General features: G+C 54.7%; 22 protein-coding genes. 20 read left to right on the top strand and 2 right to left on the bottom strand.

The genetic code is table 11. From position 1 onward, the window contains the following. Positions 1 to 24 precede the first annotated feature (24 nt). The 9 genes from BN2762_RS22790 (at position 25) to BN2762_RS22750 (ending at position 9152) form a co-directional block, all read left to right on the top strand. Positions 25 to 825, top strand: coding sequence for a type II secretion system F family protein (locus tag BN2762_RS22790; RefSeq protein WP_055109125.1), 801 nt, complete (start codon positions 25 to 27; stop codon positions 823 to 825). Between the two features lie 13 nt (positions 826 to 838). Further along, positions 839 to 1714, top strand: a complete 876-nt coding sequence (locus tag BN2762_RS22785; RefSeq protein WP_055109124.1) for a type II secretion system F family protein — start codon at positions 839 to 841, stop codon at positions 1712 to 1714. 28 nt (positions 1715 to 1742) lie between these two features. Continuing rightward, positions 1743 to 1940: a Flp1 family type IVb pilin gene (locus BN2762_RS22780; RefSeq protein ID WP_055109123.1), complete on the top strand. Its 198-nt coding sequence runs from the start codon at positions 1743 to 1745 to the stop codon at positions 1938 to 1940. After that, positions 1940 to 2599 (top strand): TadE/TadG family type IV pilus assembly protein, encoded by a 660-nt coding sequence (locus tag BN2762_RS22775; RefSeq protein ID WP_083485093.1) that lies wholly within the window; start codon positions 1940 to 1942, stop codon positions 2597 to 2599. Before BN2762_RS22780 ends, BN2762_RS22775 begins: the two co-directional genes overlap by 1 nt. A 26-nt stretch (positions 2600 to 2625) precedes the next feature. Continuing rightward, positions 2626 to 4842, top strand: coding sequence for a hypothetical protein (locus tag BN2762_RS22770; RefSeq protein ID WP_055109122.1), 2217 nt, complete (start codon positions 2626 to 2628; stop codon positions 4840 to 4842). Then, the gene (locus tag BN2762_RS22765; RefSeq protein WP_230202573.1) at positions 4784 to 5815 is read left to right on the top strand and encodes a pilus assembly protein; all 1032 of its coding nucleotides are present in this window, start codon (positions 4784 to 4786) and stop codon (positions 5813 to 5815) included. The genes BN2762_RS22770 and BN2762_RS22765 overlap by 59 nt, the downstream gene beginning before the upstream one ends. Before the next feature lie 18 nt (positions 5816 to 5833). Then, positions 5834 to 6346: an A24 family peptidase gene (locus BN2762_RS22760; protein ID WP_055109120.1), complete on the top strand. Its 513-nt coding sequence runs from the start codon at positions 5834 to 5836 to the stop codon at positions 6344 to 6346. Between the two features lie 20 nt (positions 6347 to 6366). Beyond that, entirely contained in the window at positions 6367 to 8136 is a 1770-nt protein-coding gene (locus BN2762_RS22755) for a DUF6382 domain-containing protein (RefSeq protein ID WP_055109119.1), read from the top strand. Positions 8137 to 8612: 476 nt separating this feature from the next. Further along, positions 8613 to 9152 (top strand): MFS transporter, encoded by a 540-nt coding sequence (locus tag BN2762_RS22750; protein WP_083485091.1) that lies wholly within the window; start codon positions 8613 to 8615, stop codon positions 9150 to 9152. 305 nt (positions 9153 to 9457) lie between these two features. On the opposite strand, the gene BN2762_RS22745 is transcribed toward BN2762_RS22750, so the two are convergent. Together BN2762_RS22745 and BN2762_RS22740 are read right to left on the bottom strand one after the other, a co-directional pair. Then, positions 9458 to 10384, bottom strand: coding sequence for a TIGR01777 family oxidoreductase (locus tag BN2762_RS22745; RefSeq protein WP_055109117.1), 927 nt, complete (start codon positions 10382 to 10384; stop codon positions 9458 to 9460). Positions 10385 to 10513: 129 nt separating this feature from the next. Beyond that, a complete protein-coding gene (locus tag BN2762_RS22740) occupies positions 10514 to 10987 on the bottom strand; it encodes a DUF2621 domain-containing protein (protein ID WP_055109116.1) in 474 nt (157 codons plus the stop codon). Positions 10988 to 11123: 136 nt separating this feature from the next. Here BN2762_RS22740 and BN2762_RS22735 point away from each other — a divergent pair, with 136 nt between their 5' ends. The 11 genes from BN2762_RS22735 to BN2762_RS22690 all read left to right on the top strand — a co-directional run bounded on the left by BN2762_RS22735 (position 11124) and on the right by BN2762_RS22690 (position 26598). Then, entirely contained in the window at positions 11124 to 12239 is a 1116-nt protein-coding gene (locus BN2762_RS22735) for a deoxyribonuclease IV (protein WP_055109115.1), read from the top strand. Between the two features lie 104 nt (positions 12240 to 12343). After that, a complete protein-coding gene (gene purU / locus BN2762_RS22730) occupies positions 12344 to 13243 on the top strand; it encodes a formyltetrahydrofolate deformylase (protein ID WP_055109114.1) in 900 nt (299 codons plus the stop codon). 210 nt (positions 13244 to 13453) lie between these two features. Beyond that, positions 13454 to 15826: a DUF7408 domain-containing protein gene (locus tag BN2762_RS22725; protein WP_055109113.1), complete on the top strand. Its 2373-nt coding sequence runs from the start codon at positions 13454 to 13456 to the stop codon at positions 15824 to 15826. Next, a complete protein-coding gene (locus BN2762_RS22720) occupies positions 15823 to 16761 on the top strand; it encodes an ABC transporter ATP-binding protein (protein WP_055109112.1) in 939 nt (312 codons plus the stop codon). The genes BN2762_RS22725 and BN2762_RS22720 overlap by 4 nt, the downstream gene beginning before the upstream one ends. Further along, positions 16748 to 17689: an ABC transporter permease gene (locus BN2762_RS22715; RefSeq protein WP_055109111.1), complete on the top strand. Its 942-nt coding sequence runs from the start codon at positions 16748 to 16750 to the stop codon at positions 17687 to 17689. The genes BN2762_RS22720 and BN2762_RS22715 overlap by 14 nt, the downstream gene beginning before the upstream one ends. Before the next feature lie 50 nt (positions 17690 to 17739). Beyond that, entirely contained in the window at positions 17740 to 19419 is a 1680-nt protein-coding gene (locus tag BN2762_RS22710) for a hypothetical protein (RefSeq protein WP_055109110.1), read from the top strand. A 24-nt stretch (positions 19420 to 19443) separates the two neighbouring features. Beyond that, positions 19444 to 20436, top strand: a complete 993-nt coding sequence (locus BN2762_RS22705) for an AAA family ATPase (protein WP_055110322.1) — start codon at positions 19444 to 19446, stop codon at positions 20434 to 20436. Further along, the gene (locus BN2762_RS22700) at positions 20433 to 21452 is read left to right on the top strand and encodes a DUF58 domain-containing protein (RefSeq protein WP_055109109.1); all 1020 of its coding nucleotides are present in this window, start codon (positions 20433 to 20435) and stop codon (positions 21450 to 21452) included. Before BN2762_RS22705 ends, BN2762_RS22700 begins: the two co-directional genes overlap by 4 nt. A gap of 236 nt (positions 21453 to 21688) precedes the next feature. Beyond that, positions 21689 to 21835 (top strand): hypothetical protein, encoded by a 147-nt coding sequence (locus tag BN2762_RS27395; RefSeq protein ID WP_187386573.1) that lies wholly within the window; start codon positions 21689 to 21691, stop codon positions 21833 to 21835. Between the two features lie 22 nt (positions 21836 to 21857). Beyond that, a complete protein-coding gene (locus BN2762_RS22695; RefSeq protein WP_055109108.1) occupies positions 21858 to 24014 on the top strand; it encodes a vWA domain-containing protein in 2157 nt (718 codons plus the stop codon). After that, complete coding sequence (locus BN2762_RS22690; RefSeq protein ID WP_230202572.1) at positions 23998 to 26598, top strand: VWA domain-containing protein; 2601 nt, start codon at positions 23998 to 24000, stop codon at positions 26596 to 26598. Before BN2762_RS22695 ends, BN2762_RS22690 begins: the two co-directional genes overlap by 17 nt. Positions 26599 to 26664 lie beyond the last annotated feature (66 nt).

Here is a 26664-nt window from a genome sequence, read left to right as displayed (position 1 = left end):
ATGGTAGGCAAGGGGAGGATAATGATGAAATTTGGGCTTCGACGAAGCCGTGGACGCTCTCCCTCGGCGAGCGGGACGGAGCGGCTGCCGGATTATCAGAGCTACGTGCTGTCGGGAAGGCAAACCATGCTTTGTCTAACTGCAGGGGGCGCCTTGTTTTATGCTGTCGGGTATATTTTTTTTCACTCTTGGCTGCTGGCTCTTCTGCTTGCTGGCGCGGCGGCGTTTGTTCCTAAGCCGTGGAGCAGGTTCCTTCTGCGCAGGAGAAGGGAAGCGCTGAGCCTGGACTTTAAGCAGGCGCTCTATTCGCTGTCATCATCGCTTGCAGCAGGACGTTCCGTGGAGAACGGCTTTCGCGAAGCGATACAGGACTTGAGGCTGCTGTATCCTGACGGCAAGAATGATTTGATGATTGAACTCGGAATTATATGCACGCGCATGGAGTACGGCGAGCCGATCGAGGATGCGCTCCAGGATTTCAGCAGGCGGGCCGACATGGAGGACATCAGCAACTTCGCGGATGTATTCACGACCTGTAAGCGATCCGGCGGTGATTTAGTAGAGGTGGTGAGAAGAACCTCCTCTATCCTTAGCGAGAAGCTGGAAATCAGCCAGGAAATCAGCGTCATGATTGCCCAGAAGCGCTTTGAAGCGAAGGCGATGCTGGCCTCGCCCGTCTTGTTCCTGTTATTTATGGATTTGACTTCGCCGGATTATATGCGGCCGCTTCATCAAGGAGCTGGCCTGGTCATTTCGGCAGCTGCCCTTCTACTGTTTGCTTTGTGCTCCTGGATCATGATGAGAATCATGGATATCCGGGTATAGGGAGGAATGTGAAATGGCGCTGCTGTGGGGGATTTTGGCGCTCGCTCTGCTCCTGGTATGGACTCTGCTGTACCGCAAAGCCTCGAACCAGTACCCTGGCGCTGAGAGGATGGAAATGGAGGGCATACGGCTGCAGAGACTTGCTCCACCTATGCTGTATGTGCTGGAGCGCGTGAAGGTATCGCAGAGGCTTCCGCTGTTCTTCTTCAAAATTCAGCGCTCGGTTACTCGCATTAACGGCCAGCAGAGCGGCGGCGAATATACGATGCTCTTTTTGGCAGAGATGCTAACTTACAGCTTTCTGCTGCTTATCGGCGGCTGCTTCATCTCTCTAGGCATGGAGGGCGAATCCACCGGTTTCCTCATTGGGGCAGTGCTTGCCGTGCTGCTGCCGCTAGCCCTGGTCAATGACCTGAATAGCAAGGTTAAGCGGCGAGAGCAGCAGATTTTGCTTGAGCTGCCGGAGCTGCTGAATAAGATCGTGCTGCTTGTTGGAGCAGGCTCAACCGTTCAGCAGGCGATCAAGCAATGTCTGGAACGAAAGCGCGGACAAGAGGGTCATCCATTGTATCGCGAGCTGTTCCAGATGCAGCGGGAGTGCGAAGGGGGATACTCTTTTGCCCAGGCTATGGAGGGCTTTAGCAAACGCTGCGGCATGCAGGAGGTGTCCGCATTTACCACGGCGGTTCTATTGAATTATCGCCGGGGCGGCAGCGATTTTGTACTGGCGCTTCGCGATCTGTCCCATACGCTATGGGAGAGACGAAAGGCGGTCGGCAAAACTTTGGGGGAGCAGGCGTCCTCCAAGCTGGTGTTTCCGATGGTGCTGCTGTTTTTGATTATTGTCGTTTTAGTGGGGACTCCGGCATTCATGATTATGGACTTGTAGGCTTTTATTAAATCGAGGAGGGATATGGATGTTGAAGGTATTGCGCGGAAGAATGGGAGAGCTGTGGCGGAACGAGGAAGGGCTGGGGATGCTCGAAATGATTTTGATCGTCGCGGTCATCGTTATTATCGCGGTCGTATTCCGCAAGGAGCTGAAGGCGATCATTGAAAACTTGCTCTCCAAGGCCGGCAAGAAAACCGACTCATTCATGGAAGGCGGGGAGTAGTGAGCCTGCTTCGAAATAAGGATGGGAATTTTACGATGGAAGCCTCGCTCGTATTTCCGGTCATATTCTTTGCAATTCTGCTGCTGATGTTCTTTTGCATGTATTTATACCAAAATGCCGTGCTGGGGCATACGGCAGCCGTAGCGGCCGAACGCAGCGCCTATGTCTGGGATAACAGCCACCGTGAACCAAGGACGGGGGCTTATGAGGAGGGGCGGCATGATTCGCTTTACTGGCGAATGCATGATGATGGCATGCTGCAGATTCTCTTTGGCGGGCTCGGCGGGAATTCCTCGGCCGTGCTTGAGCTGCCAAGCCAAAGCGTGGAGGAGGCCAGGAGCACTCTGCCTCTAAAGAAGCTTAGTAATACGGGCGGTTCTATTCCGGCCGAAATGGAAGGGCAAATGATTTATGACAACAGGCTGCTGTTTCGTAAAGTTTCCGTTTCTTTAAACCGTCATGTTTCCCTTGCTCTTCTTGAAGCCGTGATCGGGGACGTCATGCAATCAGGACATTCCTCTTCCTATGTTGTGGAGCCGGTAGAATGGATCCGAACTGTAGAGCTTGTCCGTTATTATGGAGCAAGGTTCAAGGGAACCGGGAGGGAGCATGTCCATCGGGACGAGGCGAGGAATGCGCTGAAATTATTTGCGAAGTAAGGCCATTTTTAGCGAGGGAGGTTCTTATGTTTGACGAGCGCCGTTCAGAGAAAGGGGCTGTGACCGTATTTCTGATCGTAATTTTTGCGGCTGTCTTTGCTTTTGTAGCTGTTTTTATCGATTTTGCCAGGATGTCGGCGCTGCAGGCAAGGACCGAAGCGCTCGCACATGCGGCGTCCCGATCGGTATTATCCGCATACGATAAGGTACTGTATAGAAAGTATGGTTTGTTCGCCTTTGGCGAGACGGACGAAAATTATTTAATGGCCAAGGTGCTTCAGGATCATTTTGACTTGGCGATGCGAAGCGATGATCTCCCCATCATGGGAGCTCGGCTGGATTCCTCCTCCGTAGAATTGCTCCGTCCCTTGGGCAGCTATGCCGTTTTCAACCAGCAAATTCGGGAGGAGATGAAGTATAAGGCCCCGATTGATTTTGCAATCGGGGTAGTCAATAAATTCAAGCCGATGTCGCAGGTCATGAAGGAAGCCTCCAATACGGTGGATTTGCTGGGCAAGCTTCAGAGATTGTATGACGAACGCGAGGATAAGCTGGATCAGCTGCTATCTGCGCAGAGGCAGGCCGCATCCTCGGCAAAGGGCTATGCGGAGCGGCTAAACCGCACGGGCTATTCATACATTCCTGACAGCCCGCTGGGGGGGCGTATTCACTTGATATCCGATGCGGCGTCCCAATACAACGATTACTTGGCCAAAGCGGAGGAGGATCGGCAAAGAGAGGCGAGCGAGCGGATGTATGCCAGGCTGCTGGCGGATTACCAGCATGATACTGAGATGGCCTTCAGCGCCCTTTCGAAAGCCGATCAGGAAGCGGAAGGGCAGCATGCCCGGCAGCTTCCGGCAGCTAGGGCTTTGCTTGAGGAGGTGCAGATAATCAACGATCAAATGCTCCAGGTGATTAAGGAATCCGAGAACAGGCCGGCTCAGCAAGGATATGATTCGGTATCCCGGGGACTGAGCACCGGGGGAGACGAAGCACCATCCGGCGAGGGGGAAATCGCCGGAATTCGTGCTAGAAGCGAATCCTTATTGCTCCAGGAATCGCTCCTTGCGGACATTGCAGCTGTGATCGAAACCCAGGAATCGGACTTCAATAGAGCACATCAAGCCGTTAGCGCCCTGCTGTCCAGTTCTTCCTATGGAGGAGCAGAAAGCGTCGGCGGCTTCAAGTCTGAGACGCTTCAGGCCTGCCGCGAAATTGATCGCTATTTACGGACGTATGCCGATGCCGGGAGCGGCAATGCGCTGCAGCGAATTCAGGACGCGCTGGAGTCCCATCGTTCCAGCGATGCAGAGCGCAAGCAGACGGAGAAGCAGGCTGCCGCCGAGCTGAAGAAAGCGTCCAATCTGCTGCGGCAGATCGAGGAGCTGAAGAGCAGGATGGGAGAGCATCAGAAGCAGTTTGATCTGCTGAAGGCTTATTTTGAAGGAAATCGCAGCTTGAATGAGGAGCGTTCCGCTGAAGCGGGGAGAGAGTTATGGGGGCGCAATACCGATCCTTATGAGACGGGGGAGCAGGCCATGGGCGGGATGGATGCCTTATATGCGTCTCTATCCGATATGCTGTCCAGGATGACCGATAACGGCTATCAGACGGAGTATATCGTCAGTTATTTTGATTTTTTCGACGTCAGCACGCTTAAGGAGCTTATGGAAGGCGGCTCGGACAAGCCGGAGGCGATGGCAGAGCAATTTGCCCCCCAGCGGCAGGAGGTGGAGTACATCCTGTACGGCTTTCATAATCCGGCAGGAAACGTTGCAGCGGCCTATGGCGAAATCTTCGCCATGCGTCTGGCGATTCGGACGATGGAAGGGCTTATCAAGAATGCGGACAAGGTCAATCCGCTGTTAATTCTGGCTTCTGCTCTGCTGTACGGAGCTGTCGAGGCGATCAAGGATATGGTGCTGCTCTGTCAGAAGGGCAGCATACAGCTTAGCGCCTTTTTGAAAATCGAATTAACTTATAGGGATCATCTTCGGTTATTTTTATTGATGCATGGAGGCAGCGAGCAGCGTCTCTCCCGGATGCTGTCGGTCATCCGGCTTAAAACGGGGATTAATCCCGATGAACGCGCTACTTATATCAAGGGAGAAGTGACCGCAGCTTTGCCATTATGGTTCCTGCCGGGCGTGGCCAAAGCCATTGGAAGCGCTGGCGTTATCCATGGACGAGTGGAAGGAAGCCGATATTATGCCGTCAAGCAAGCGCATTATTCATATTGAGGCTTCAGCCGGAGCCTCCCGGGGAAGCATCGTATTGGAGGCTTCGCTCGTATTGCCTATTTTCATTATCGTGATGTTCTTCTTCATATACATGGTCCAGATGACCGTCTATTCCGTACAGATGAACAGTGCTGCCTCGAATGCGGTTCGGCAGGTGTCCGCTCATATTTATCCTGCTGCTCTGGCCATGGAGAAGCATTCGCGGCAGATGAGCGAAAGCGGCGGGGATGGCGAAGACGATGATGTCCGGGGGCAAGGGAGCGTCTTTGATTGGAGCATGCCCAAGCTGTCGTTGTCGGAGTGGGCGGGGGAATATGCTGATACGCTTCCCGAACCTTTATCCCGCTGGACTATGGATGCGGCGGTCAAGGGGGAGGAGCCGCTGAATGATCTGAAGAACAGCATGCTTGAAGCTGCTCTTGATCCTGTAGTGAAGCCGCTATTGAAGCCTTTTCTGCAGGATACGCTGCTTAGCGAGCGGCGGCTGCATGTGAGCCGGATTACGGTGCCCGATCTGAAAACGGGAAAGAATCCGTATTTCGGCATCGAGTTAAGCTATGAACTGCCGATCAAAGTGCCTTTCAGCAATCGAAAAATCGTGCTGCAAGCAAGGGCTCAGGAACGGCTGTGGGTTGGGGATACCGGAGAGCTGGAGGCCGGGGGAAATGATGAGCAGGCTGAGGGACGCGCCCCGGTGATTCTGGCAAAGCCAGACCCGGCATATGCCGGACGCAAAGCGCGTGTCAGCGCACAGGTCGAGCCGGGTGCGATTGTGAAGCTGACGGTGTACTACAAGAGCGGAGTAAGCCAAGCGAAGTTCCTCGGCGAGGCTGCCGCGGATGACAACGGCATCGTGGAATGGCATTGGCTTGTCGGGGGGAATACGACGCCCGGAACCTGGACTTTCGTGGTCGAGACGGAGGACGGGCTGCGTACATCGGCGGAGTTCATGGTCGAGAGCCCGAATAAATAGTTGCGAAGGAGAGCTGTTATGCCTGTAGAAATTTGGGGCTGCTTTATACTTCTTGCCGCTGCATTCATTACCGATGTTCGCACGATGAAAATTCCCAACGCGATTACAATTTCCGGCACGGTTTTCGGCATAATCTATCATGGGATCGCCAGTGGGGCAGCTGGTTTAATTTTTGCCGTGAAAGGCGCTGCGGTGGGCTTTGGCGTGATGGCGGCATTGTATGCGGTGCGAGCCGTCGGCGGCGGGGACGTGAAGCTGTTCGCCGGAATCGGAGCCTGGGTCGGCGTACCTTTAACGCTATCCGTGTTGATGTATTCGATTCTGGCTGCCGGATGCATCGGAGTCTTGATTTTGATATTCAGAAGGGAAGCGGTGAGGCGGCTTGGCGGTATACTGCGCAGTGTGCTTGGGGTCATCCTGCTGAGGAGCATCAGTCCAATTCAATCTCTTGCAGCGCAGGACAAGCCGCTGACCTTTCCATTTATGCTGGCTGTACTGCCTGGCGCCATCCTGGCGGTTTATTATTTTTAGCGGCAAGGGAGTGTGCTTCATTGAAGGGGATTAAGACCGATTTTGTCAGAAACGGCGGGGCATATATGGTGATTGACACGGAGGGGGGATTGCATGCCGATCAGTTGAACGAGGTTCAGAGAAACATGCTCGGCTCGGTTTCGATTCCCAATCTGCTGCGTCTGGATGTCAGGGAGATTAATTCTAACGTAACATTTCATTATGAAATTACAGGGAAGAGAATGCTGACCCAATGCTTGAAAAGCGACTGGATGACCATGACGGAATTTTACAGCCTGCTGCTGCAAATCGCTAAGGTGCTCGACAATAGCAAGGAATACATGCTCTCTGCCGATAATCATCTGCTGGACGCAGATCATATCTTTGTCGAAGAGCAGTTGTCCAGCGGCAAAATGTATTTGGCCTATGTGCCTATGCTTCATATATCACAGGAGCATTCTGTAGCCCAGGCAATGCTGAACCTCGTCAATCGCCTGATGACCAGGGTCACGGATATGGAAGGGAACGGAATTCAGAAAATCATCAGCTTATGCGGGGGAGAGCGGTTTTCGGTTAGCGGGCTAAAAAACCTGTTGACATCCTTACTGCTTGTCGAAGATCCTGACCCCAGCGTGGAGCTGCAAGGATCAATTATACCCATCAGAGATATCGGGAGAGAGCGAGAACTAGCACCTCCTGAGGTATCGATGCAGCAAAGTTTCAGAAGCACGCACTCTGCTGCGCTCGCCGCTCAGAAATCTGGCCTAAATCTAAGCCGAAGTTCAGGAGCAATCCCAGACAAAGGCCCCCACCGAATCTCAGACCGAAATCCAGACCGAAGCCTCGGTCGAGGCGAAAACCGAAGCTCAAACCGTGGCCGGTTAAATGAGTGGCCGGACTCTGCTAGCCTTTACGTGGAGGCTTTGACAGTAGGAGAAGAGGCCGAAGAAGTTAGATTCAAGGAGGGGAAGGCAGGAGGACGTACGGAAATCAAACCAGCCTATATATGGATAGGCACGGTATTGCTGGTTGCATTGATTTGGAAATTCATCTATTTGGATAGGCCATCTGATGTAGGGCTGTATGTGGGTACGGGATCATCCTTGGTAGTCGTAATTATTGCAATATTTATAAATAGCAGGAACTTTGATCCGGTTAATTTGTTTAGAGGCAGAGGTAACGGGGAAGGGGGGCTTCAATTTGACGACAAAGCAAGCGATAGCATAGAGGTGAGGCAACAAGAACACGACCTTACAGATCGCGGCAAGCTGCACCGCTATGAGGAAAAATGGAGATGGAATGCGACCTCTCCAGCTTTATCCCCTTCTCCGAAACCTTTACCTGGATTCTCTGAATCCATTCAAACGCAGGGATCCGAGATGCGCAGCCCCTCTGTTGAAGCTGATCCACCCGCGGTATTTCCGATTCCGGCAGCCTCTGCCACCGTATTATTGAAGAATTTATCGCCGCCAGGGCATTTACAGGGCGGCAGCGTTAACTATTTGGAGAAATTGCCCCGTTCGGGTGTTGGTCCTGAACGAATACCTCTCTCCAAAGGAAGCTTTATAATCGGCCGTTCCGAGGATTTGGCCCAGTATGTAGAGAAGGAGGCTGGGGTGTCCCGGGCCCATGTTGAGCTCATGATCCGGGAGACTGGCTGCAGCATCAAGGATCTAGGCTCCAGAAACGGAACCAAATTAAATGGCGAGCTGCTTGCGCCTTATAAAGACTATCCGCTCGAGCCGGGAGATTCTTTTACCATTGCCGAGATTACGTTTCGTTACAGCAAAGAGAATCAAAATTCCGCATGACGAAGGAAAAGTGAAGGAAAAAGTGAATCGTAAAAGATATGTATAGCACAGCCCGCTGTCTCTCACCGGACGACGGGCTTACTGGCGTGTCTTCAAATCCGCTGCAACTGATTCCAGTTCGACTTGTTCAGTCAGCTAGGGATGAGCAGTATATCGAGCCTTTTTTGTACTATGTCGCCGTAGCGGAGCTAAATAGGCGACCCCTCCAAATAGATTGAAGGCGCTAATTGATAAAAGCTGAGTCAAAACCAAACAAAGCTCATATCCGCTTGCCGATCCTTATAATACAACTGGTTTCCTCCCGGTCTTTTATTTATGGATAGGACAGGGCATTTCCAGTATCGGAGCGATGGTTTACAGCATTGTGTTGGCGTGGTACGTGATGAAGCAAACTGGCTCTCTGCTTATCATGGGTACTGTATTACTGGTCGGAATGGTTCCGAAGTTTGTGCTCTCCATCATTGCCGATATCGTAGGTGATAAGGTCTCTAAGAAAAAATTCTTTAGCTAATATTGCTGTCGTCAGTTACAATGTCAATTTGGTGGATCTCGTTCAAAACGAGCTGCAGTTCAGCTCCAATGAATATGGTGTCGTCTTGACATTCTATTCCCTTGGTTCCTTCTTGGGCACGATGACTTTAGGTCTGATCAAAATTAAAAGTAAACGCGGGTATGTTTATATTGTCAGCTTGCTACTCGGCGGATTGTTTTATATCTGTATCCCGTTTATTCAAGGAATCATCTTTCTCAGCTTAATCTTTTTTTGCATTGGCTTTGTATTTGCGATGACGAGCACCGTTTCTACAGCAATTTTGTTTGCAGTTCCTTCTGAAGAATTCAGAAGTAGGGTGCTAGAAATTGCCAGTATTTCTTCCCTGCTGTCGCCGCTGGGATTTCTGATTTGGGGTGCCGTAGGGAGTTATGTCAGTTCAGCAGCAGCACTCGGTTTAGCAGGGGGAATCATTCTAATCGTAGCACTTATAGGTTTCAGGACGCCGATTAGAACCTACAACTGAGAAAGCCTCCACGTTCATGACCTGAACTGCACCCCCTAGAACAGACAATACAAGAAAAGGATACATGCTCTTTTTCGAGAACTCGAGGATCATATTTTTGTGGAAGATAAACGCCCAGTGGCACCATTTCTGGCTTATCTGCCTTTGCTCCATATCTTATGATCCTGGTGTGTCTGCCGCATCAAAGATTTAGGTTCCAGGAACGGCACCAAATAGGAGATTCCAACCTCTGCATGATGACAGGGAAGAAGTGGATCATAAAAATATGTATGCATAGCCCGCTGTCCCCATTCTTAACAACGGGCTTACTGGCGTTTCTTTAAATCCGTCAGAGCCGATTCAAGCTCAGCATGCTGAAAACGGAAGCCGTACTGCAAAGCCGCTTGCGGCATAACTCTTTGTCCCTCCAGCAGCAGAGTGGACATGTCGCCAAGCATCGTCTTTAATGCAAAGGCAGGCAGCGGCAGCCAATACGGTCTGCGGTGAACCCGGCTGACGATTCTGCCGAATTCGTCGTTGGTCACGGGTGCTGGACTTACCGCATTGACCGCGCCCTCCAATTGCGGATGCTTCACGCAAAAGTCAATCAAGGCCACAATATCTTTGATATGAATCCAGGGGACCCACTGGCGCCCGGTTCCGATTTTTCCGCCCGCGCCCAGTAGAATAGGAAGTCGCATGAGCGGATAGGCGCCGCCCGTATTCCCCAGTACTACGCCCGTGCGCAGCTTTACGAGGCGAAGGCCTTGAAAGCCCTCATCTGCAGCAGCTTCCCACTGTCTGGTCACATTCGCAAGGAAATCATCCGCCTTCAGTTGCGAGGTCTCGTCAAAGGTGTCCGTGAGGGAGGTTCCATAAATTCCGACGGCCGAGCCTTGGATAATCACCTTAGGCTTATGGTTCAGGGACCTTACCCAATTTGCCGTCAAGTCTGTTGCCAGTAGCCTGGAATCCAGAATGCGGCTTTTGGCCTTGCCGGTCCAGCGCTGATTCAGGGTCGCCCCGGCCAGGTTAACGACGGCATCGATTATCAGCTCGCGGGCGAAAGGCTGCCCCAATTGCTCCCAGGTCATATAGGCCAAAGGGGCGGCGGGCTCATTGCCAGGAGAGGCATGACCGTCCTGCTCTGGCCTGCGGCGCGAAACGATCGTAACCTCATGCCCTTGCTGCTGCCAATAAGAAGTTAAAGCGCTTCCGATAAAGCCCGTGCCTCCGGTAATTAAGATTCTCAAAGCGATTCCTCCCTCTGCTTAAGATGGTAGAATGCAGCTGGTAACGGTTCGTAAAATGGCAATATTTAAAGAGAAAAACATCCGGCTAAGCAGGCGTATGCAGACGTCGCGACCGGATGCAGGAATGTGCTATTTGTTGATCAGATGCTGATAGGGACGGTAGTCGATATTGCTCTTTTCGAGGAAGTTCATCAGGAACTTGTAATCCCGCTTGGGTGTAGCTACGATATAGCCCTTGATGCAGTGATCCTTCGTAACCTCGGTCGCTTCCTCCTGCAGGGCGATTTTGCCGATTTCCGCTGCAATCGAGTGCTTGGCGATATCCCGGAACGGAGACGGTACGGGCTGAACCAGCTGATCGAGGAACGCCTTCGCTTCATCCGTCCACAAATGCCGGCTTTTCTCCACCCAATGATTTTGCCAGTCGAGCTTGGACATGCCGTCCGCCTTCGGAAGCACCTTCAAAAATTTACGGAACATGAAAAAACCGCCGATACACATGACGCCCAGCATCACGAATCCCCAGAATGCGATCGAGTTCATAAACCAGCGATTGGGCCCCGCAGAGGCCAGTGCAAGCCATGTTATGTTCAAATACGGCATTGATTCATTCACCTCGAATAATTAGTCCTTTAACCCTTTAATCTTTAAGAATTATACCTTATTTGTGGATTTATATCGACATTCAAGATAAAATAGGTTTGTTCAAAGAACGTTGTCCATAAGGGGGATAAAGCTAATGTTAAAAATAGGTTCGCATGTCTCGTTCTCGGACAAGGGGCTATTAACCGCAACGGAGGAGGCCGCATCCTACGGCTCCAGCTCGTTCATGATATATACCGGCGCACCGCAGAATACGCGCCGCAAACCGATCGAATCGATGAATATCGAGGACGGCAAGGCCGCGATGGCGGTAGCCGGAATTGATGAAATTGTCGTCCATGCGCCTTATATCATCAATCTGGGCTCTTATAAGTCGAATACGTATCAACTGGCAGTAGACTTCCTCCAGGAGGAAATCCGCCGCACCCATGCGCTGGGCGTACGGAACATCGTGCTTCATCCGGGCGCGTTCACGGACAAGGATGCCGAATACGGCATTAACCGGATCGCCGAGGGCTTGAATGAGGTGCTGAATGGCACGGATGAGACAGAGGTCAACATTGCGCTGGAGACGATGGCCGGCAAAGGGACAGAGATGGGCCGCAGCTTCGAGGAAATTGCCGCCATTATTGACAAAGTGCAGCATAACGAACGTCTGACGATTTGCCTGGATACCTGCCACATCCATGATGCGGGCTACGATATCGTTAATGATCTTGACGGCGTGCTGCGCGAGTTCGATCAGCTGATCGGTCTGGACCGGATTGCGGTCGTGCACGTCAATGACAGCAAGAACCCCGTCGGGGCCCGGAAAGACCGCCATACGCCGATCGGAACGGGCTGGATCGGATTCGAAGCCTTGAACCGCGTGGTGCATCATGAATCGCTGCAGGGTCGCCCTTTCATTCTGGAGACGCCGTGGATCGGCAAGGACGCTAAAACCCAGCGGCCGATGTATGAAGTTGAAATCGCCTTGCTTCGCGGCAGTGTGGCCGAGCGCTTCGGGGAATCCTTCCTGACGGAAATGGAGCTGCTAAGCAGCTTCTTCGGAAAACGCGAAATCGACCAGCGCGCATTCGTGCTGGATACGTGGAAATTGCTCAAGGATGACGCCAAAGCAAGAAAGGCGGATCCGCGCGAACCGCTGGAGCGGCTCTACGACCTCGTACTGGAAGCCAACCTGTTCCCGGATTACAGTGAGGAGCAAATCAATTTCCGGCTGATCGGCTGGCTTGCAGCCAAAAGCCTATAAGCAATCCAAAAGCCTATTGGTAATCTGAAATTCTGTAAAAATAGCAGAATCGAGAACTAGAATCAGTTGTTTTAGAATAGATAGCAGGAGGACTTGAGAGAAAGATGGACATACATGTAAAATCAGGCGCAAGACCTGTCAAACCCTATGAGAATCATCGGGCGCGGATGCTGATATCCTGCCCGGACGGACCTGGAATCGTCGCCGCGGTGTCGGATTTCCTGCATCAGCATGGAGCAAACATCGTGCAATCGGACCAATATACAATGGATCCTGAGGGCGGCATGTTCTTTATGCGAATCGAATTCGATCTGGGGCAGCTGCATGACAACCTGGCGCAATTAAAGCAGGATTTTGCGGTCATTGCCGCCAAATTCGAAATGAAGTGGGATATTTATCCGCTGAACCGGAAGAAGAAGCTGGCCATTTTCGTATCGAAGGAGGATCACTGCCTTGTGGAGCTGCTGTGGCAATGGCAAGCCGGGGATCTGGATGCGGAAATTTCCATGGTCATCAGCAATCATCCCGATAATAAGGAATACGTCGAATCATTCGGCATCCCCTTCCATCATATCCCGGTTACCCCGGACACGAAGAGAGAAGCCGAGCAGAAGCAGCTGGAGCTGGTCGATGGGAAGGTCGATTTGATCGTGCTGGCGAGATATATGCAAATTCTGTCTCCTGCACTGATCGAGCCTTACCGGAATCGTATCATCAACATCCACCACTCCTTCCTGCCAGCCTTCGTAGGCGGCAAGCCGTATGCCCAAGCCTATGACCGCGGCGTAAAAATTATCGGGGCCACCGCCCATTATGTCACCGAGGAGCTGGACGGCGGACCGATCATCGAGCAGGACGTTCAGCGCGTCAGCCATCGCGATGATGTCAGTGAATTAAAGCGGATCGGCCGCACGATCGAGAGAGTCGTTCTGGCCCGCGCCGTGAAATGGCATATCGAGGATCGCATTCTCGTGCATCAGAACAAAACCGTTGTGTTCAGCTAGTCGCGAATCCAGAGGAAAATCTGCCTACTAAATAGAAAGCCGTCACAGTTGACATGCATGTCATACTGGACGGCTTTAGCTGTATGTTTGCCGCAGATACTTGTAAGCTGCTGGCGTTTTATGCAGAAAAATAGAGCGGAATGTAAACATTTGTACGCTTGAAACGTCCTATTATATAGGATTATTTCGATGATGAGAGGAGAGAATCATTTGTTCTTAAATTACAAGAAGAGGATATCTCTGGCTACGCTGTGGCTCTTAAGCACCCTATTAGCGCTGCTGCCAGGGCTTGCGACTCCTCAGGCAGCCTATGCGGCAGAGCCGTCGATCAGCATCAAGACGGAAATCGGCTATGATGGCCATTATAAAATCGGTCAATGGACGCCGCTTAAAATTACACTGACCAGCGATACGGATATTTCCGGAGAACTCGTCGTTCAGACGGAATACCCGAACAGCTCCAATTGGGCTTCATATGCAGTAAAAGTCGACTTGCCGGCAGGGACGCCCAAGGAGGTTGCTTTCGGCATCCTCGGACATTCCTTCCACAAGGACAATAACTCGATTCGATTCTATAAAAATTCGGTAGAAACCGGGAAGTATATCCCATTCAAGGCTTCGACCCCTTATTTGAATTCCGGGGGAGACACCGGCACCTTGATCGGCGTGCTGGCCTCCGACCCGGACAGCATGAACTTTCTGAACGTGCTGAACGGCAAGGGGAAGAACGTGAAGGTGATTCCGCTTAAGCCGGAGCAATTGCCGGAGGACGGCTTGCTGCTGGATGGGCTCGATGTGCTCGTTATCAACAATTTCACCACGGGCAATCTCGGGGATAAGCGGACGGAAGCGATTAAAGCGTGGGTGAAAAAAGGCGGGACTCTCGTCCTGTCCGGGGGATCCGGCTTTGCCAAGACAATTCAGAGGCTGGAGGATTTATCGCCCGTGGACTATTCAGGGCATGCCGATGTTACCTCGCTAAAGGAGCTGGAGAAGGCGACGGGCAAGACGATTTCGCTGGACGGTACCTTCCCTGTATCGGCAGCCAAGCCGAAAGACGGCGCGCAAACGCTGATAGAGGGGGAGCAGCCTCTATTTGCTTCCTGGGATGTTGGCCAGGGCAGCGTTATTTATGCGGCCTATGATGTTTCCATGGAGCCCTTGCAATCATGGTCCGGTCATGCGGAACTCTGGAACACAGTGCTTCAGCAGCATGTACAGCTGGCTACGACTTCCCAGGGCAATACCGTTTGGAATGATAATTTGGACCGGCGGATCAATTATTTGCTGGATTATTTCCCGACCCTAACTCTGCCGCCATACTCTCTGCTGCTCTGGCTGCTGCTGGGGTATGCTGTTGTTGTTGCCCCAGGGCTGTATTTTGTACTAAAAAAACTGGATAAGCGCGAATGGGCCTGGCTGTTAATCCCGGTCATTGCCGTGCTGGCCAGCGGTGGAATTTATGTCGCGGGGACGACTGGCAAAAGCACGCTGCGGACGAATACGCTCAGCATCATCGAGCTTGATGGCAGAGGCTACGCCGAACGAAGTACATCCACGGCATTATTCATTCCGCGAAGCGGTGATTACAAATTAAGCTTCCCGGCCGGAACGCATGTGACGGTGCAGCGTGAGGACGGGCTCATCTCCGGCGGACAGACGATGGCCCCGGAGCGGCAGTTGATCCGCTTGGCCGATAGCGGCACAACCGTGGATCTAAAAGGGATGACGCACCGTTCCCTCGCCAAATTATCGGTGAAGCAGCTGGAGGAGCGGCAGCTTGGCCAGCTGGAAATGAATATTTCCTTCGATGACCAGGGCGTTCCTCAAGGTACGGTGACGAATAAGACTTCAGCGGATTTAACGAATACGGCAATCATCTTGAACGATAAGATGTACTTGCTTGGCGATATTGCCAAAAATCAGACGGCATCGATTACCTCTTCGCCGTCTACGGTGAACTACAATGACTATGGCTACCTGCTGTTTCCCTCTAAAGGCAGCCGTCAGGAGGATAGAAAACTGGAGCGGGCCAGGGGGCTCATTAACAGTTACTTCAACCTGAACAATATGACGAATCATTATGCTTTTATCGGCTGGAGCAAGGATGAAATGCTGGATTATGAGGTGAACGGCAAAAGTGTGGCCGCAGACCCGCTGAATATGTGGGTCCAGCGGATTGATCCGCAATTTCAAAATGACGGGCAGTGGAGCGTGCCTTTCGGTTATATTGTGCCTGCCGTCACCAAGACGACGTCTTCTGAATGGGGATATGAAAGCAGCCGCAGCGTCCATATGTCCGAGGGAGAAATGGAGCTTGAGTACGTGTTGCCGGGCAATGTGGAGTATTCGGAGCTCGAGCTGCGCCAGAATCAACGGGGTCACAGCACATCTGTCGCCGTGTGGAATGCGGCCAAGGCAGAGGTTGAGCCGATTTCATGGAACCAGGGCACGGCGAAGCTCCCCGAGCCGATCTCGCAATATTTGATCGGGGGAACAACGCTGCGTCTCGTCATTACCGCGCAGGATTGGAGCGGATTCGACCTGCCCGAAATCTCTGTAAAGGGGAGTAGCAGCCGATGATCGAAATACGTAATTTGACTAAAACCTACGGCAGCTTCGAAGCGCTGAAGTCGGTGAATATCTCCATTTCGAAAGGAACGGTGTTCGGCTTTGTAGGACCTAACGGAGCCGGAAAATCGACGACGATGTCTATCCTGGCAACCCTGCTGCTGCCAACCTCGGGAACGGCATCCGTAGGCGGCTTCGAAGTGACCGAGCATCCGCACGAGGTGCGCAAGCGAATAGGATATATGCCCGATTTCTTCGGGGTTTACGATCAATTCAGAACGACCGAGTACTTGCATTTCTATGGAGCCAGCTACGGCATTCCGCGTCCTGAACGGGAGAAGCTTATTCCGCAGCTGCTGGAGCTGGTCAATTTAAGCGACAAGCAGGATGCCTACGTGGACAGCCTGTCCCGCGGCATGAAGCAGCGCCTCTGCTTGGCCCGCTGTCTTGTTCATGATCCCGACGTGCTGATTCTCGACGAGCCGGCTTCTGGCCTTGATCCCCGGGCACGGATTGAAATGAGGGAGATTCTGAAAGAGCTCAAGCTGATGGGCAAGACGATCATCATCTCATCGCATATTTTGCCCGAGCTGGCGGAAATGGTGGACGAAATCGGCGTGATTGAGCACGGGGAGATGGTTGCTCAAGGGAAGGTAGCCGACATTCAGAACCGCCTGCGCGTCAAGCGTGTGCTGCATATCCGCGTCATGGATCGCGGGGATGAGCTAGCAGCCATGCTGAAGGATGAGCCTCATGTCAGCCAGGTTCTCAGCGACAAGACGGGGGTTCATGTGCATTTTGGCGGCGGGGATGCCGATCAAGCCCGGCTGCTGAACAAGGTTATCGGCGCGGGCTTCGGTGTCGTATCTTTCCACGAAGCACAGACGAATCTAGAGGATGTATTCCTGGAGATTACGAAGGGAGGCGCGGCGGATGGATTGGCGTAGGAAGTTAATCAACCCTGTAATGGATAAAGAATTCCGGCTGCGGATGCGGTCTTCGCGTTCGGCAATAACGGTGTTCGTGTATGTGCTGGTGATGGGGCTTCTGGCGATGGGCATCATTTATGTCATGATGAGCAGCGGCGCAGGCTTATCGGGCCGGATTGATCCAGGCGCCAGCCGGATCATGTTCTATGCGCTCAGCATCGCCCAGCTTGTCCTGATCGCATTCATGACACCGGCGCTGACGGCCGGGGTAATCAGCGGGGAACGGGAGAAGCAGACCTTGAACATGCTGCTGACGACCCAGCAGAGCTCCTCGACGATTATTTTGAGCAAGCTGGTATCTTCGCTTAGCTTCATGACGCTGGTTATTTTAGCGACGCTGCCCGTATACAGCATTGCATTTCTCTATGGAGGCGTGGCTCCAAAGCAGCTTGTCTTCGTATTTCTGTTTTATCTGTTTATTATGCTGCTGCTCGGATCTCTCGGGGTACTTTTCTCCACGCTGTTCAAGCGGACGATCGTCGCGGTCATCATGACGTATGGCGTAGGGCTTGTGATTTTTCTCGTTACCGGACTGGTTTACTTGTTTGCGATGGGGGCTGTCCAGACTAATTATTATGTTTCGGGAGCCACTTCGATGCCGGATTATTCGTGGGTCGGTTTTATCCTGGGACTCAATCCCGCGGGCGCTTTGATCAGCATTTTTGAACCGACGTTTTCCGACTCCGTATTTATGACGCGATGGAGCGGCCAGCAAGGAGGCGCGCCGATTCAGCTATGGCAGCAATTCTTGCTCGTATACAGCATAGTTATCGTCCTGGTGCTGTGGCTGGCCATCCGCTATATCCGTCCGGTCAAACGCGGCCGGTCCAGGCAGCGCCTGCAGACGGACTGGGAGCCGCAGGACAATGAGCAGAGTGACAAATAAATGTTCAAATAAAGGAATGGCAGGGGAAGGAACGGAAGGAGGTCGACAGCATGGAGGAAATTTATCGGCAGCTCGGCGTGGTGCGGCGCCGCATGCAATGGCTCAGGGCTTGGGCAGGTTCTCGATATGGTCTGATAACCGGACTGGCAGCCGCAGCAGCCTGGCTTTGTGCCGGCCGTCTGTGGCCGATAGAAGGCCTGCTGTGGCAAAGTGCGGGATTGGCTGTGCTGTTTACGCTGGTTGGCCTGCTATGGGGATTCTTCGCTAGACCGGTATCTCTTCTGGAGGCCGCCAGAACGATGGATCGCGCGGAGACCGGAGAAGAGCGGCGTGACGAGATGGCCACCGCTCTGTCGTTTGGCGAATCGGATGTGTTAGCGGCACAATGGCAGCGCGCGCAGGCCGCCCAATATGGCGCCGCCTACGTTCGCGAGATCAAGCGCCGTCTTCCCTTCCCCGTTCGCCGCAAGTTCTGGCTATCCGCCGCAGGCTTGCTCACGGCAATCGCCGTGCTGGCCGTACTGCCGAATCCGATGGAGCAGGAGCTTGCCAAGCGCAAGGAGCAGAGGGAATGGGTGGCTGCCCAGAAGCAGGAGACGGAGGAGCAGGCAAAGGAGCTCGAGGCGCGCCAGCTGGAGCCGATCGCAAAGGAGGCGCTCTCCCGGGAGATCGCCGAGCTGCGGCGGGCGCTCGAGCTGAGCAAAGAGCCGGAAGATGCGCTGGATAGTGTGGAGCATGCGATGAAGAGCTTGAAGGAAATGTCCGACAAAATCGAGCTGAAGCAGCGGGAGATGGAGAAGTGGCTGGAGGAGTGGAAGGCTAATCCGCTTCCTGAAGGCCTCGCCCAGGCGCTGCAGCAGCAAAATCAGCAGGCGCTCAACGAGAAAATGGAGGATTTCCGCCAAAAGGCCGCCTCCATGTCTGAGGAGGAGCGGAACCGGCTCGCCCAGGATTTGCGTCAAATCGCGGAGGCGGCTCCACTTGACGACGAGAAGGCCCAGCGTCTGGCCGAAGCCTTGAAGAAAGCCGCCGAGGCGCTCGAGAAAGGGAATGCGCAGGAACTGGAGCAGGCTCTGGAACTTCTGGAGCAGGCCCTCCAAGAGAGTATGGCAGGCATGAACTCCGGCCTTGACCAAGCCGAGGCCGCCTCAGCTTTGGCGGCTGCGCTGGCGAAGCAAGGGATGGAGCTGGCAGAGCAGATGGCCGCCTCCGGGCTCGCCGTATCCGATACGTGGAGCATGGGAGGAATCGCTGAGCAATGGGCCGGCGATGCCGCGCTGGCCAACGGGGAGCCGGGAAGCGGAGCCTCCGGTGAAGGCGGTGAGGGCCAGGGCGCTGGGCAAGGCCAGGGTCAGGGCGGCGGCCAAGGCTCTGGGTCTGGCTCAGGCGGTGGAAACAGCGGCGGCAGCGGTACCATGGGCCGCGGGCAGGGGTCCGCCACCGGACAGGGCGCGGGACTCGGCAGCGGCGGGCGCGAGCTCGTAACGACACCGCGTGATTTGAAGGGCAGCGGAAATCTAGAGCGGGACGGCGGCGAAATCCACGGCGGCGGCGGAGATGTGCAGAAGGGCGGGAAATCGCCTGTATTTGACGGCGTAAGCCGGCCTTATGACGAGGTGTACAGCGACTACGCCGCAGAGGCCAAGCGTTCCCTGGAACGAAGCGAGCTGCCGCAAAGCGTGCAGAGCCTGGTGGAGAGCTATTTCACCGAGATCGATCCGGGATACTAAGATGAAGGAGAAGGGGGACATATGATGTTGGAAGCAAATGCGCAGGTGGAGTCGTGGAAGAATACGATGTTTGGCGTACGTGAGCAGATTGGAAAAGTCATCGTGGGCCAGGAGGAAATCGTGGAGCAGCTGCTGTGGTGCGTATTTGCCGGCGGGCATGCCCTGCTTGAAGGCATTCCGGGACTGGGTAAGACGATGCTCGTCCGCACGATCGCCGATACGCTCGACCTGTCTTTCTCGCGAATTCAGTTTACGCCTGACCTGATGCCGAGCGATATTACCGGAACGAATGTCATCCGTTTCGGGCCTCAGGGCAGCACGGATAGCGTCTTCCAGCCCGGGCCGGTATTCAGCAGCATCGTGCTGGCGGATGAAATTAACCGCGCCACGCCGAAGACGCAGAGCGCCATGCTGGAAGCGATGCAGGAGCAGACGGTCACCGTCGGCGGGGAGACGCACAGGCTGCCGCAGCCTTTTTTTGTCCTGGCGACGCAAAATCCGCTGGAGAATGAGGGGACATACCCCCTGCCGGAGGCGCAGCTGGACCGCTTCCTGCTGAAAATCCATGTCGGCTACCCGTCCCCTGACGAGCTCAAGGAGATCGTCCGCCGGACGACCTCGGGCAATCCGCCTTCTGCGGATAAGCTGGCCTCAGCGGAAGAGCTGCTGGAAATCCGGCAGGCTGCAAAGGAGGTTCTGCTTGCCGACGATGTGCTGGATTACGGGGTTCGCCTGCTGATGATGACGCATCCTGAGGAAGCTGCGGCTCCTGAATCCGTCCGCAAATATTTGCGCTTCGGATCGGGACCGAGAGGGATTCAATCGATCGTATCGGTGGCTAAGGTCAGGGCGATATCCAAGGGGAGGATGCATGTATCCACGGGAGATATCGCGGCGGTCGCCGTTCCTGCGCTGCGCCACCGCTTGTTTCTGAATTTCGAGGGGCAGGCCCTCGGAATCTCCCCCGACTCGCTGATCGAGGATATTCTGTCCGCGCTCGAGGGGGCGAGGGGATGAGCGAGCCTCTTCTTCCTCCGTCGCTGCTGCCGCGTCTGGAGCGGCTCTCGATCGCGTCCAAACGGCGGGTGCGCGGAACGATGCAGGGCAAAAGGCGCTCCAGCCGCTTCGGCTCGTCGCTGGAATTTGCGGATTACCGCGAATATGCGCCGGGGGACGACATCCGCCGCTTTGATTGGGGCGTCTATTCGCGGACGGGCAGGCCCTTTGTGCGGCAGTATTGGGATGAGCAGGAGCTGCAGGTGAGCCTGTATGTGGACACCTCTGCCTCTATGGATTTCGGGGGCGGCAGGGTGTCCGGCATGGCGGACACGCTCAAATCTGGCAGAGACAAGTCTGTTGAACAGAAGCCTGAGGGGGATCAAGCTGATAAGAAAATCGATGGCAAGCAAACCGAGGGGAACCAATCCGACTCGAACAAGCTGAACTATGCGAAGAAACTTGCCGCATCGGTTGGCTATATGGCTCTGGCGTCCTATGACCGCGTTCAGGCAGCGGTATTCAGCTCGGAGCTGGAGGGACAGCTTCCTCCCGTCAGGGGGAAGGCCTCGGCCGCCCGGTTGTTTTCGTTTCTGCAGTCGGCAGAGCCGGGCGGCGAGGGCAGCTTGTCCCGATCGCTGCGGCAGCCCAAAGCGCTTCCGAAGCAGCCGGGGATGACCTGGATTTTTTCGGATTTTTGGCTGGCTGGAGGCATGGACGAGCTTGTGGAGACCTTATCTTATTTACTTGCAGCGGGACAGGAAATCGTACTTGTGCACGTGTTATCGCCGGAGGAAATCACCCCTGCCTTGAGCGGGGATTTGCGGCTGGTGGACAGTGAGCTTGGCACAGGTAAAGAAATCGCTATGACCGGAAAAGTATTGGAGGAGTATAGACGAACGCTGCAGGCTTATCAAGCGGAAATTGCGCGATTTTGCAGTAAGCGGGCTATTTTTTATATACAGGCAAATACCGGCGTGCCGCTGGAGGAGGGAATCTTCGAGACGCTGCGCGGAGCTGGGGTATTGGGCTCGTAAATAACTGGTGGGCCAGCGATTGCGATAGTTCCTTCATGGAGTCCTGGCGCAGTATTTTAAAAAGCGTACGGAATCGAGGCAGCCAATCGGGTCTGATTTCAAACTTGTTAAGTATTTTGGCATCTTATTAAGAATAAAAATGGGCTGCCGTGCCGGGAAGAGAGCTAAAGCGCTGCCCGTGCCGGGAAGAGAGCTAAAGCGCTGCCCGTGCCAGTAAGAATGAGAATGTGCTGCCCGTGCCTGCCCGACGCAGTCATGCAGCGCAGCACAGCACACTTGGAGCTGCGCGCATTCTGTTATTTCGCATCTGGATGGTGCTGGACGTCGAGTTTGGCGGCCGAACCAAGGATGCGGCTCCTCGCAAGACAATCTGTATTGGTTAGGCAACAAGAAGGGGGTGAAAGGATGGGAATTGCCTCTTGGGCCGGATTGTGGTTCGCTTTAGCGATCCCGTTGATCGTGCTGATGTATCTGTTTAAACGAAAGTCTGTGGATACGCTGGTACCCAGCCATTTGCTATGGAACCGCGTGCTCCGCAATATTGAGGCTAACCGCCCCTGGCAGAAGCTGCAAAACCGGCTGCTGCTATGGCTGCAGCTGCTGGCCGCCGCGCTGCTCGCCTTCGCCCTGATGATGCCGTTCATGTGGGTCAAAGGGGGCCTGTCCGGGCATACGGTCATCGTTCTCGACGGCTCGGCCAGTATGAGCGCGAAGCGGAGCGGGGCATCCGGCGGGGATGCCCAGCCTTCCAGCTCGGCGATGGCCGAGCTTAAAAAGAAGGTCAACGAATATATCGATTCGTTGGGTGGTGACGGAGAGATTACATTGCTGAAGCTGGGAGCCGAGCCGGAAGTACTGCTTACCCGCGAGAGGGATCCTAAAGCGATTCGCGGTCAAGTGGCTAAGCTGGAGGCTGAGTTCGGCAAGGCTGCCTACCGGGAAACAATGTCTCTTGCCGCAGCGCTGACGCGGGATGATCCCGATGCGAGGATTCTCGTGTTTACCGATGAACATTGGGGCGAGCTTGCGGACGATATTTCCTTTACAGCCCCGGTAGAGGTCGTATCCCTGAAGGACGAAGGGGCGAGCAATGCTGCGGTGGAGCAGTTCGGCGTAAAAAACGAGGGAGATCTGAGCACCGGTGTAGCAGTCGTGCGGAATTACGGCGGTACCCCGCTGGATGCCGTATTGCAATTGTCCGGGGACGGCCATCTTCTGGCTTCGAAAGCCGTCAAGGTAGAGAGCGGCCGGGCCGTGACCGTTACCTTCGAGGAGCTGCCCGCTGCGGATATTTATAAATTAAAGCTGGAGCCAGACGACGATTATGCACCGGACAACGAGGCCTTCGCTTTTCGCGAGAGAGGCGGGGCTCCCCAGGTGCTGCTCCTCTCAGAGGGCAATTTGTTTCTGGAGAAGGCACTGCAGCTGTCCGGCGCGAGGGTGACAAGAATGGAGCCTGGGCCAATCACAGGCCCAAGCGCAGGCTCAAGCACAGGTTCCAATAAATCCGGCGGGGAAGGGGAAAAGGCTCCGGCACTACCCAAGGATAGACCGGATATGATCATCATCGACGGCATGCCTCCTGCTTATTTGGAGACCGGTGAATGGGTCCGCCTTGTAAAAGAGACGCCGTCCTGGATGCTTGGCGGCAGCGGCAAGACGATTCAGCCGCCCAACGGCAGAACGATCACAGCCAATCACCCTGTCACCCGCTATATATCGCTGAATGATCCGCCTGCAGCTGCTCTGCTCGATCTGGAAATTCCCTCATGGGGCAGACCGCTCATGGAGATCGGTTCAAAACCGGCGGCTTATGCCGGCACGGAGAACGGAATCAACCGGCTGGTCTTCCTCTTCTCATTAAGCGACGGCGATCTGCCGCTGCGTCCGGAATTCCCGGTCATGGTCAACAACGCCGTGCAGTGGCTGCAAGCGGGAAGAACGACAGGGCTCGGCCGCATGGTTGCCGGCTCGGCGCTGGAAATTCCCTTGTCGGTGGAGGCCGCCGAGGCTTCTTGGATTCCTGCAGACGGGTATGCCCTGGACATGGGAGCGGAGCCGATTCCAGCGGTCACCGATGGCCAAAGCCTGGCGGCAGTGCAGACCGCTCCTCAGCTTCCCGGCTTGTGGCGTTTTGAGATGAAGGGGGCGGAAGGCAGTGCATTGCCCGGATACTACTTGGAGGTAATCTCCCCTCCAGCCGAATCCGTAATCGGGCAGACCAAGGCTCTTGCATTTGGCGGCAGTCCAAGCGGGAACGAAGGCGCGACAGAAGGCGGGACCGAGGGAGGCTCGCCTGATCACGATACAGCTGCAGATCATGATAGCGGTTCAGATGCGGGCCATGGCAGCGATATAAATGCGAGTCATGGAAGCGATATTGCTGCGGGCCAGGCAGAGGAAGGCCCCCGGACTGATTCAGACCCTTCTAAGGCTTCGGCTGATTCCGGCTTGGAATCTGAGACGAAATCCAAGCATTCCTTAACGTATTTGGCCGTTTTGCTGGCGCTGATCGTGATCATCGCAGAATGGGGGGTGTACCAGCGTGGGCGTTCAATTTAACCATCCGTGGGTGTTATTGCTGCTGATTCTAGCCGCTGCTGGTGCATTCTATGCGTACCGCTCGGATTTCCGCCTGCACGGGGGAAGGAAGAAATGGGCTGTAGGTCTGCGGACAGCAGTCGTTGTTTTGCTGATATTGGCTTTAGCCGGTTTTCAGACCTTTACATTGGTTAAAAATAAGGAAGTCGTATTTCTGATCGATCGTTCCGCCAGCATGGAGGGTGCCGATGCCGCATTGGCCTGGGCCGCCCAGGCATCAAAGGCCAAAGGGGAGCAGGACAGCGTCGCCGTCGTCTCGGCCGGGCTGGATGGCGCCGTCGAGAAGAATCTTGATCCCCTGCCGCTGACCGAAGGCGGAGCCCGGGCCGAAGTGAACGCTTCTTTTACCCATCTGGAGAAGGGTCTTCAGCTAGCTGGAAGCCTGTTCAGAGGGAAAGGAAATCAGAGAATCGTCGTCATTTCGGACGGAGAGGAAAATGTAGGAGATGCGCTCTCTGCAGCAAGAACACTGAAGGAGAGAGGCATCCGCGTCGACGTGCTCCAGGCAGCGGCTAAGGAGCGGAGGGATGTGGCCATCGAGTCGCTGCATCTTCCGGAGAAGCTGTACAGAGCGGAAGCTTTTACGTTTGAGGTAGCGATACGCAGTACGTATGCCGGCAGCGGCGAGCTTCGCTTGTATGAGGATAGCCGGGAAATCGGCCGAAAGACGGTTGCTCTGGAGCGGGGGGAGAATCGCTTCGCTCTGCAAGGCCTGGCCAGGGAGCCTGGGCTTCATCGCTATAAGGCGGAAATATTTATGGAGGGGGACGAGCAGGCCGCTAATAATGAGGGCTATGCTTTTACCCGCGTCACCGGCAGCCCGAAGGTGCTGATCGTGGAAGGCAAGCCGGGAACGTCCTCCAATCTAGAAAATGCGTTGAAGTCCAGCTTGATTCAATATGCGGTCATTGAGCCTGGCCTGCTTCCGGCGGAGCTGGCGAAGTATGCCGGTTATGACAGCATTATTTTCAATAATGTATCCGGCGAGCAGGTCGGAGGCAAGCAGATGGAGCTCATCGAGCAGGCAGTGCGTTCTTACGGCATCGGCTTTATGATGGTCGGCGGCGAGGAGAGCTTCGGCATGGGCGGGTATTTCAAGACACCGATCGAGAAGCTGCTGCCGGTATCGATGGAGCTGCAGGGCAAACGGGAAATTCCGTCCCTGGGACTCATTCTCGTCATTGACCGTTCCGGCAGCATGGAGGGGGACAAAATCAGGCTGGCGAAGGAATCCGCGATGCGAACGGTGGAGATGCTTCGCTCCAAGGATACGGTCGGGGTCGTCGCATTCGACGACAAGCCGTGGTGGGTCGTAGAGCCGACGAAGCTCGCCGGCCGGAAGGACGATGTCATTGCCAGAATCAGCGGCATTCCGAGCGCGGGCGGGACGGATATTTATCCTGCTGTAGCGGATGCCGCGGATAAATTGCTGGGTATCGATGCCCAGCGCAAGCACATTATTCTGCTTACGGATGGACAGTCGGCAGGCAATTCCGGGTATGCAGAGCTGCTGAATACGATGAAGGACAACCATATGACGATGTCGACTGTAGCTGTAGGAGACGGTGCGGACACGCAGCTGCTGGAATCGCTTGCCAAGGAAGCGAAGGGGCGTTACTATTTCGTCAAAGACGCGACGACTCTGCCGACGATATTCAGCCGGGAAGCGGCTGTGATCGCCAGAACGTATATCGTGGACAAACCATTTGTGCCCGCATTGGTTCAGCCCGGAGACTGGCGTGAATCGATGGCGGGGGGTCTTCCGACTATATATGGCTATGTGGCGGCGTCGGCCAAATCGACCGCACAGACGGTGCTGGCGAGCCCTGAACCCGATCCGCTGCTTGCCCGTTGGCAGTATGGCTCGGGACGTACCGTTGCCTGGACGAGCGATCTGACGGGAAAATGGTCCCGGGATTGGGTGAACTGGCCGGGATTCCCGGGGCTGTTTGCGGATATGGTGAAATGGACTTTTCCGCAATTTTCAGCTTCGCCTTTTGAGGTGAGCACGACGGTGAAGGGGAATGAGGTTTATTTTGAAGTGGCCGCCTCGGAAGGTCTGGCTCCGCCGGATGAGCTGGAAGCGATCATTACGGGCGAGGATTTAAAAGATAAGACTGTGCCGCTTATCCAAACCTCCCCCGGGATTTATACCGGAGTGACTGCAGTGGAGGAGCCGGGGTCATTCCTGATTCATTTGCAGGGCAAGCGTGGAGACGAGGTTGTAGCTGGCGGGGGCACAGGCACCGGGTTCGTGATCCCTTACTCTCCGGAATATCGGATCGTAACGGAGAACGCCGGGGAGATGCTATCCAAGCTGGCCGCTGCAACGGGCGGACGCGAGCTGAAATGGGAGGAGCCGGAGGAGGCGCTCCACTTCCCGGTGCAGCCGCACAAGTCGCTGCACAGCTGGGAGCGTGCGCTGCTTATCACCGCGCTGCTGCTTGTGCTCTGTCCCCTTTTCACCCCGTCACGTGTACAAGCGACCGTAGAATTCCTTCGCACTGCAAGGCCAGGTCCAGGACCATCAGCACCCCCACCATGAGGAGGCACTCTCTAACGAGGGGGTTCTGCAGGCCGCTTCTCAGGTGCAACGTGATTTCACCAGACA

This window comes from Paenibacillus ihumii, from assembly GCF_001403875.1.
Classification (GTDB): Bacteria; Bacillota; Bacilli; order Paenibacillales; family Paenibacillaceae; genus Fontibacillus; species Fontibacillus ihumii.
This window is presented reverse-complemented; position numbering and strand designations above follow the sequence as displayed.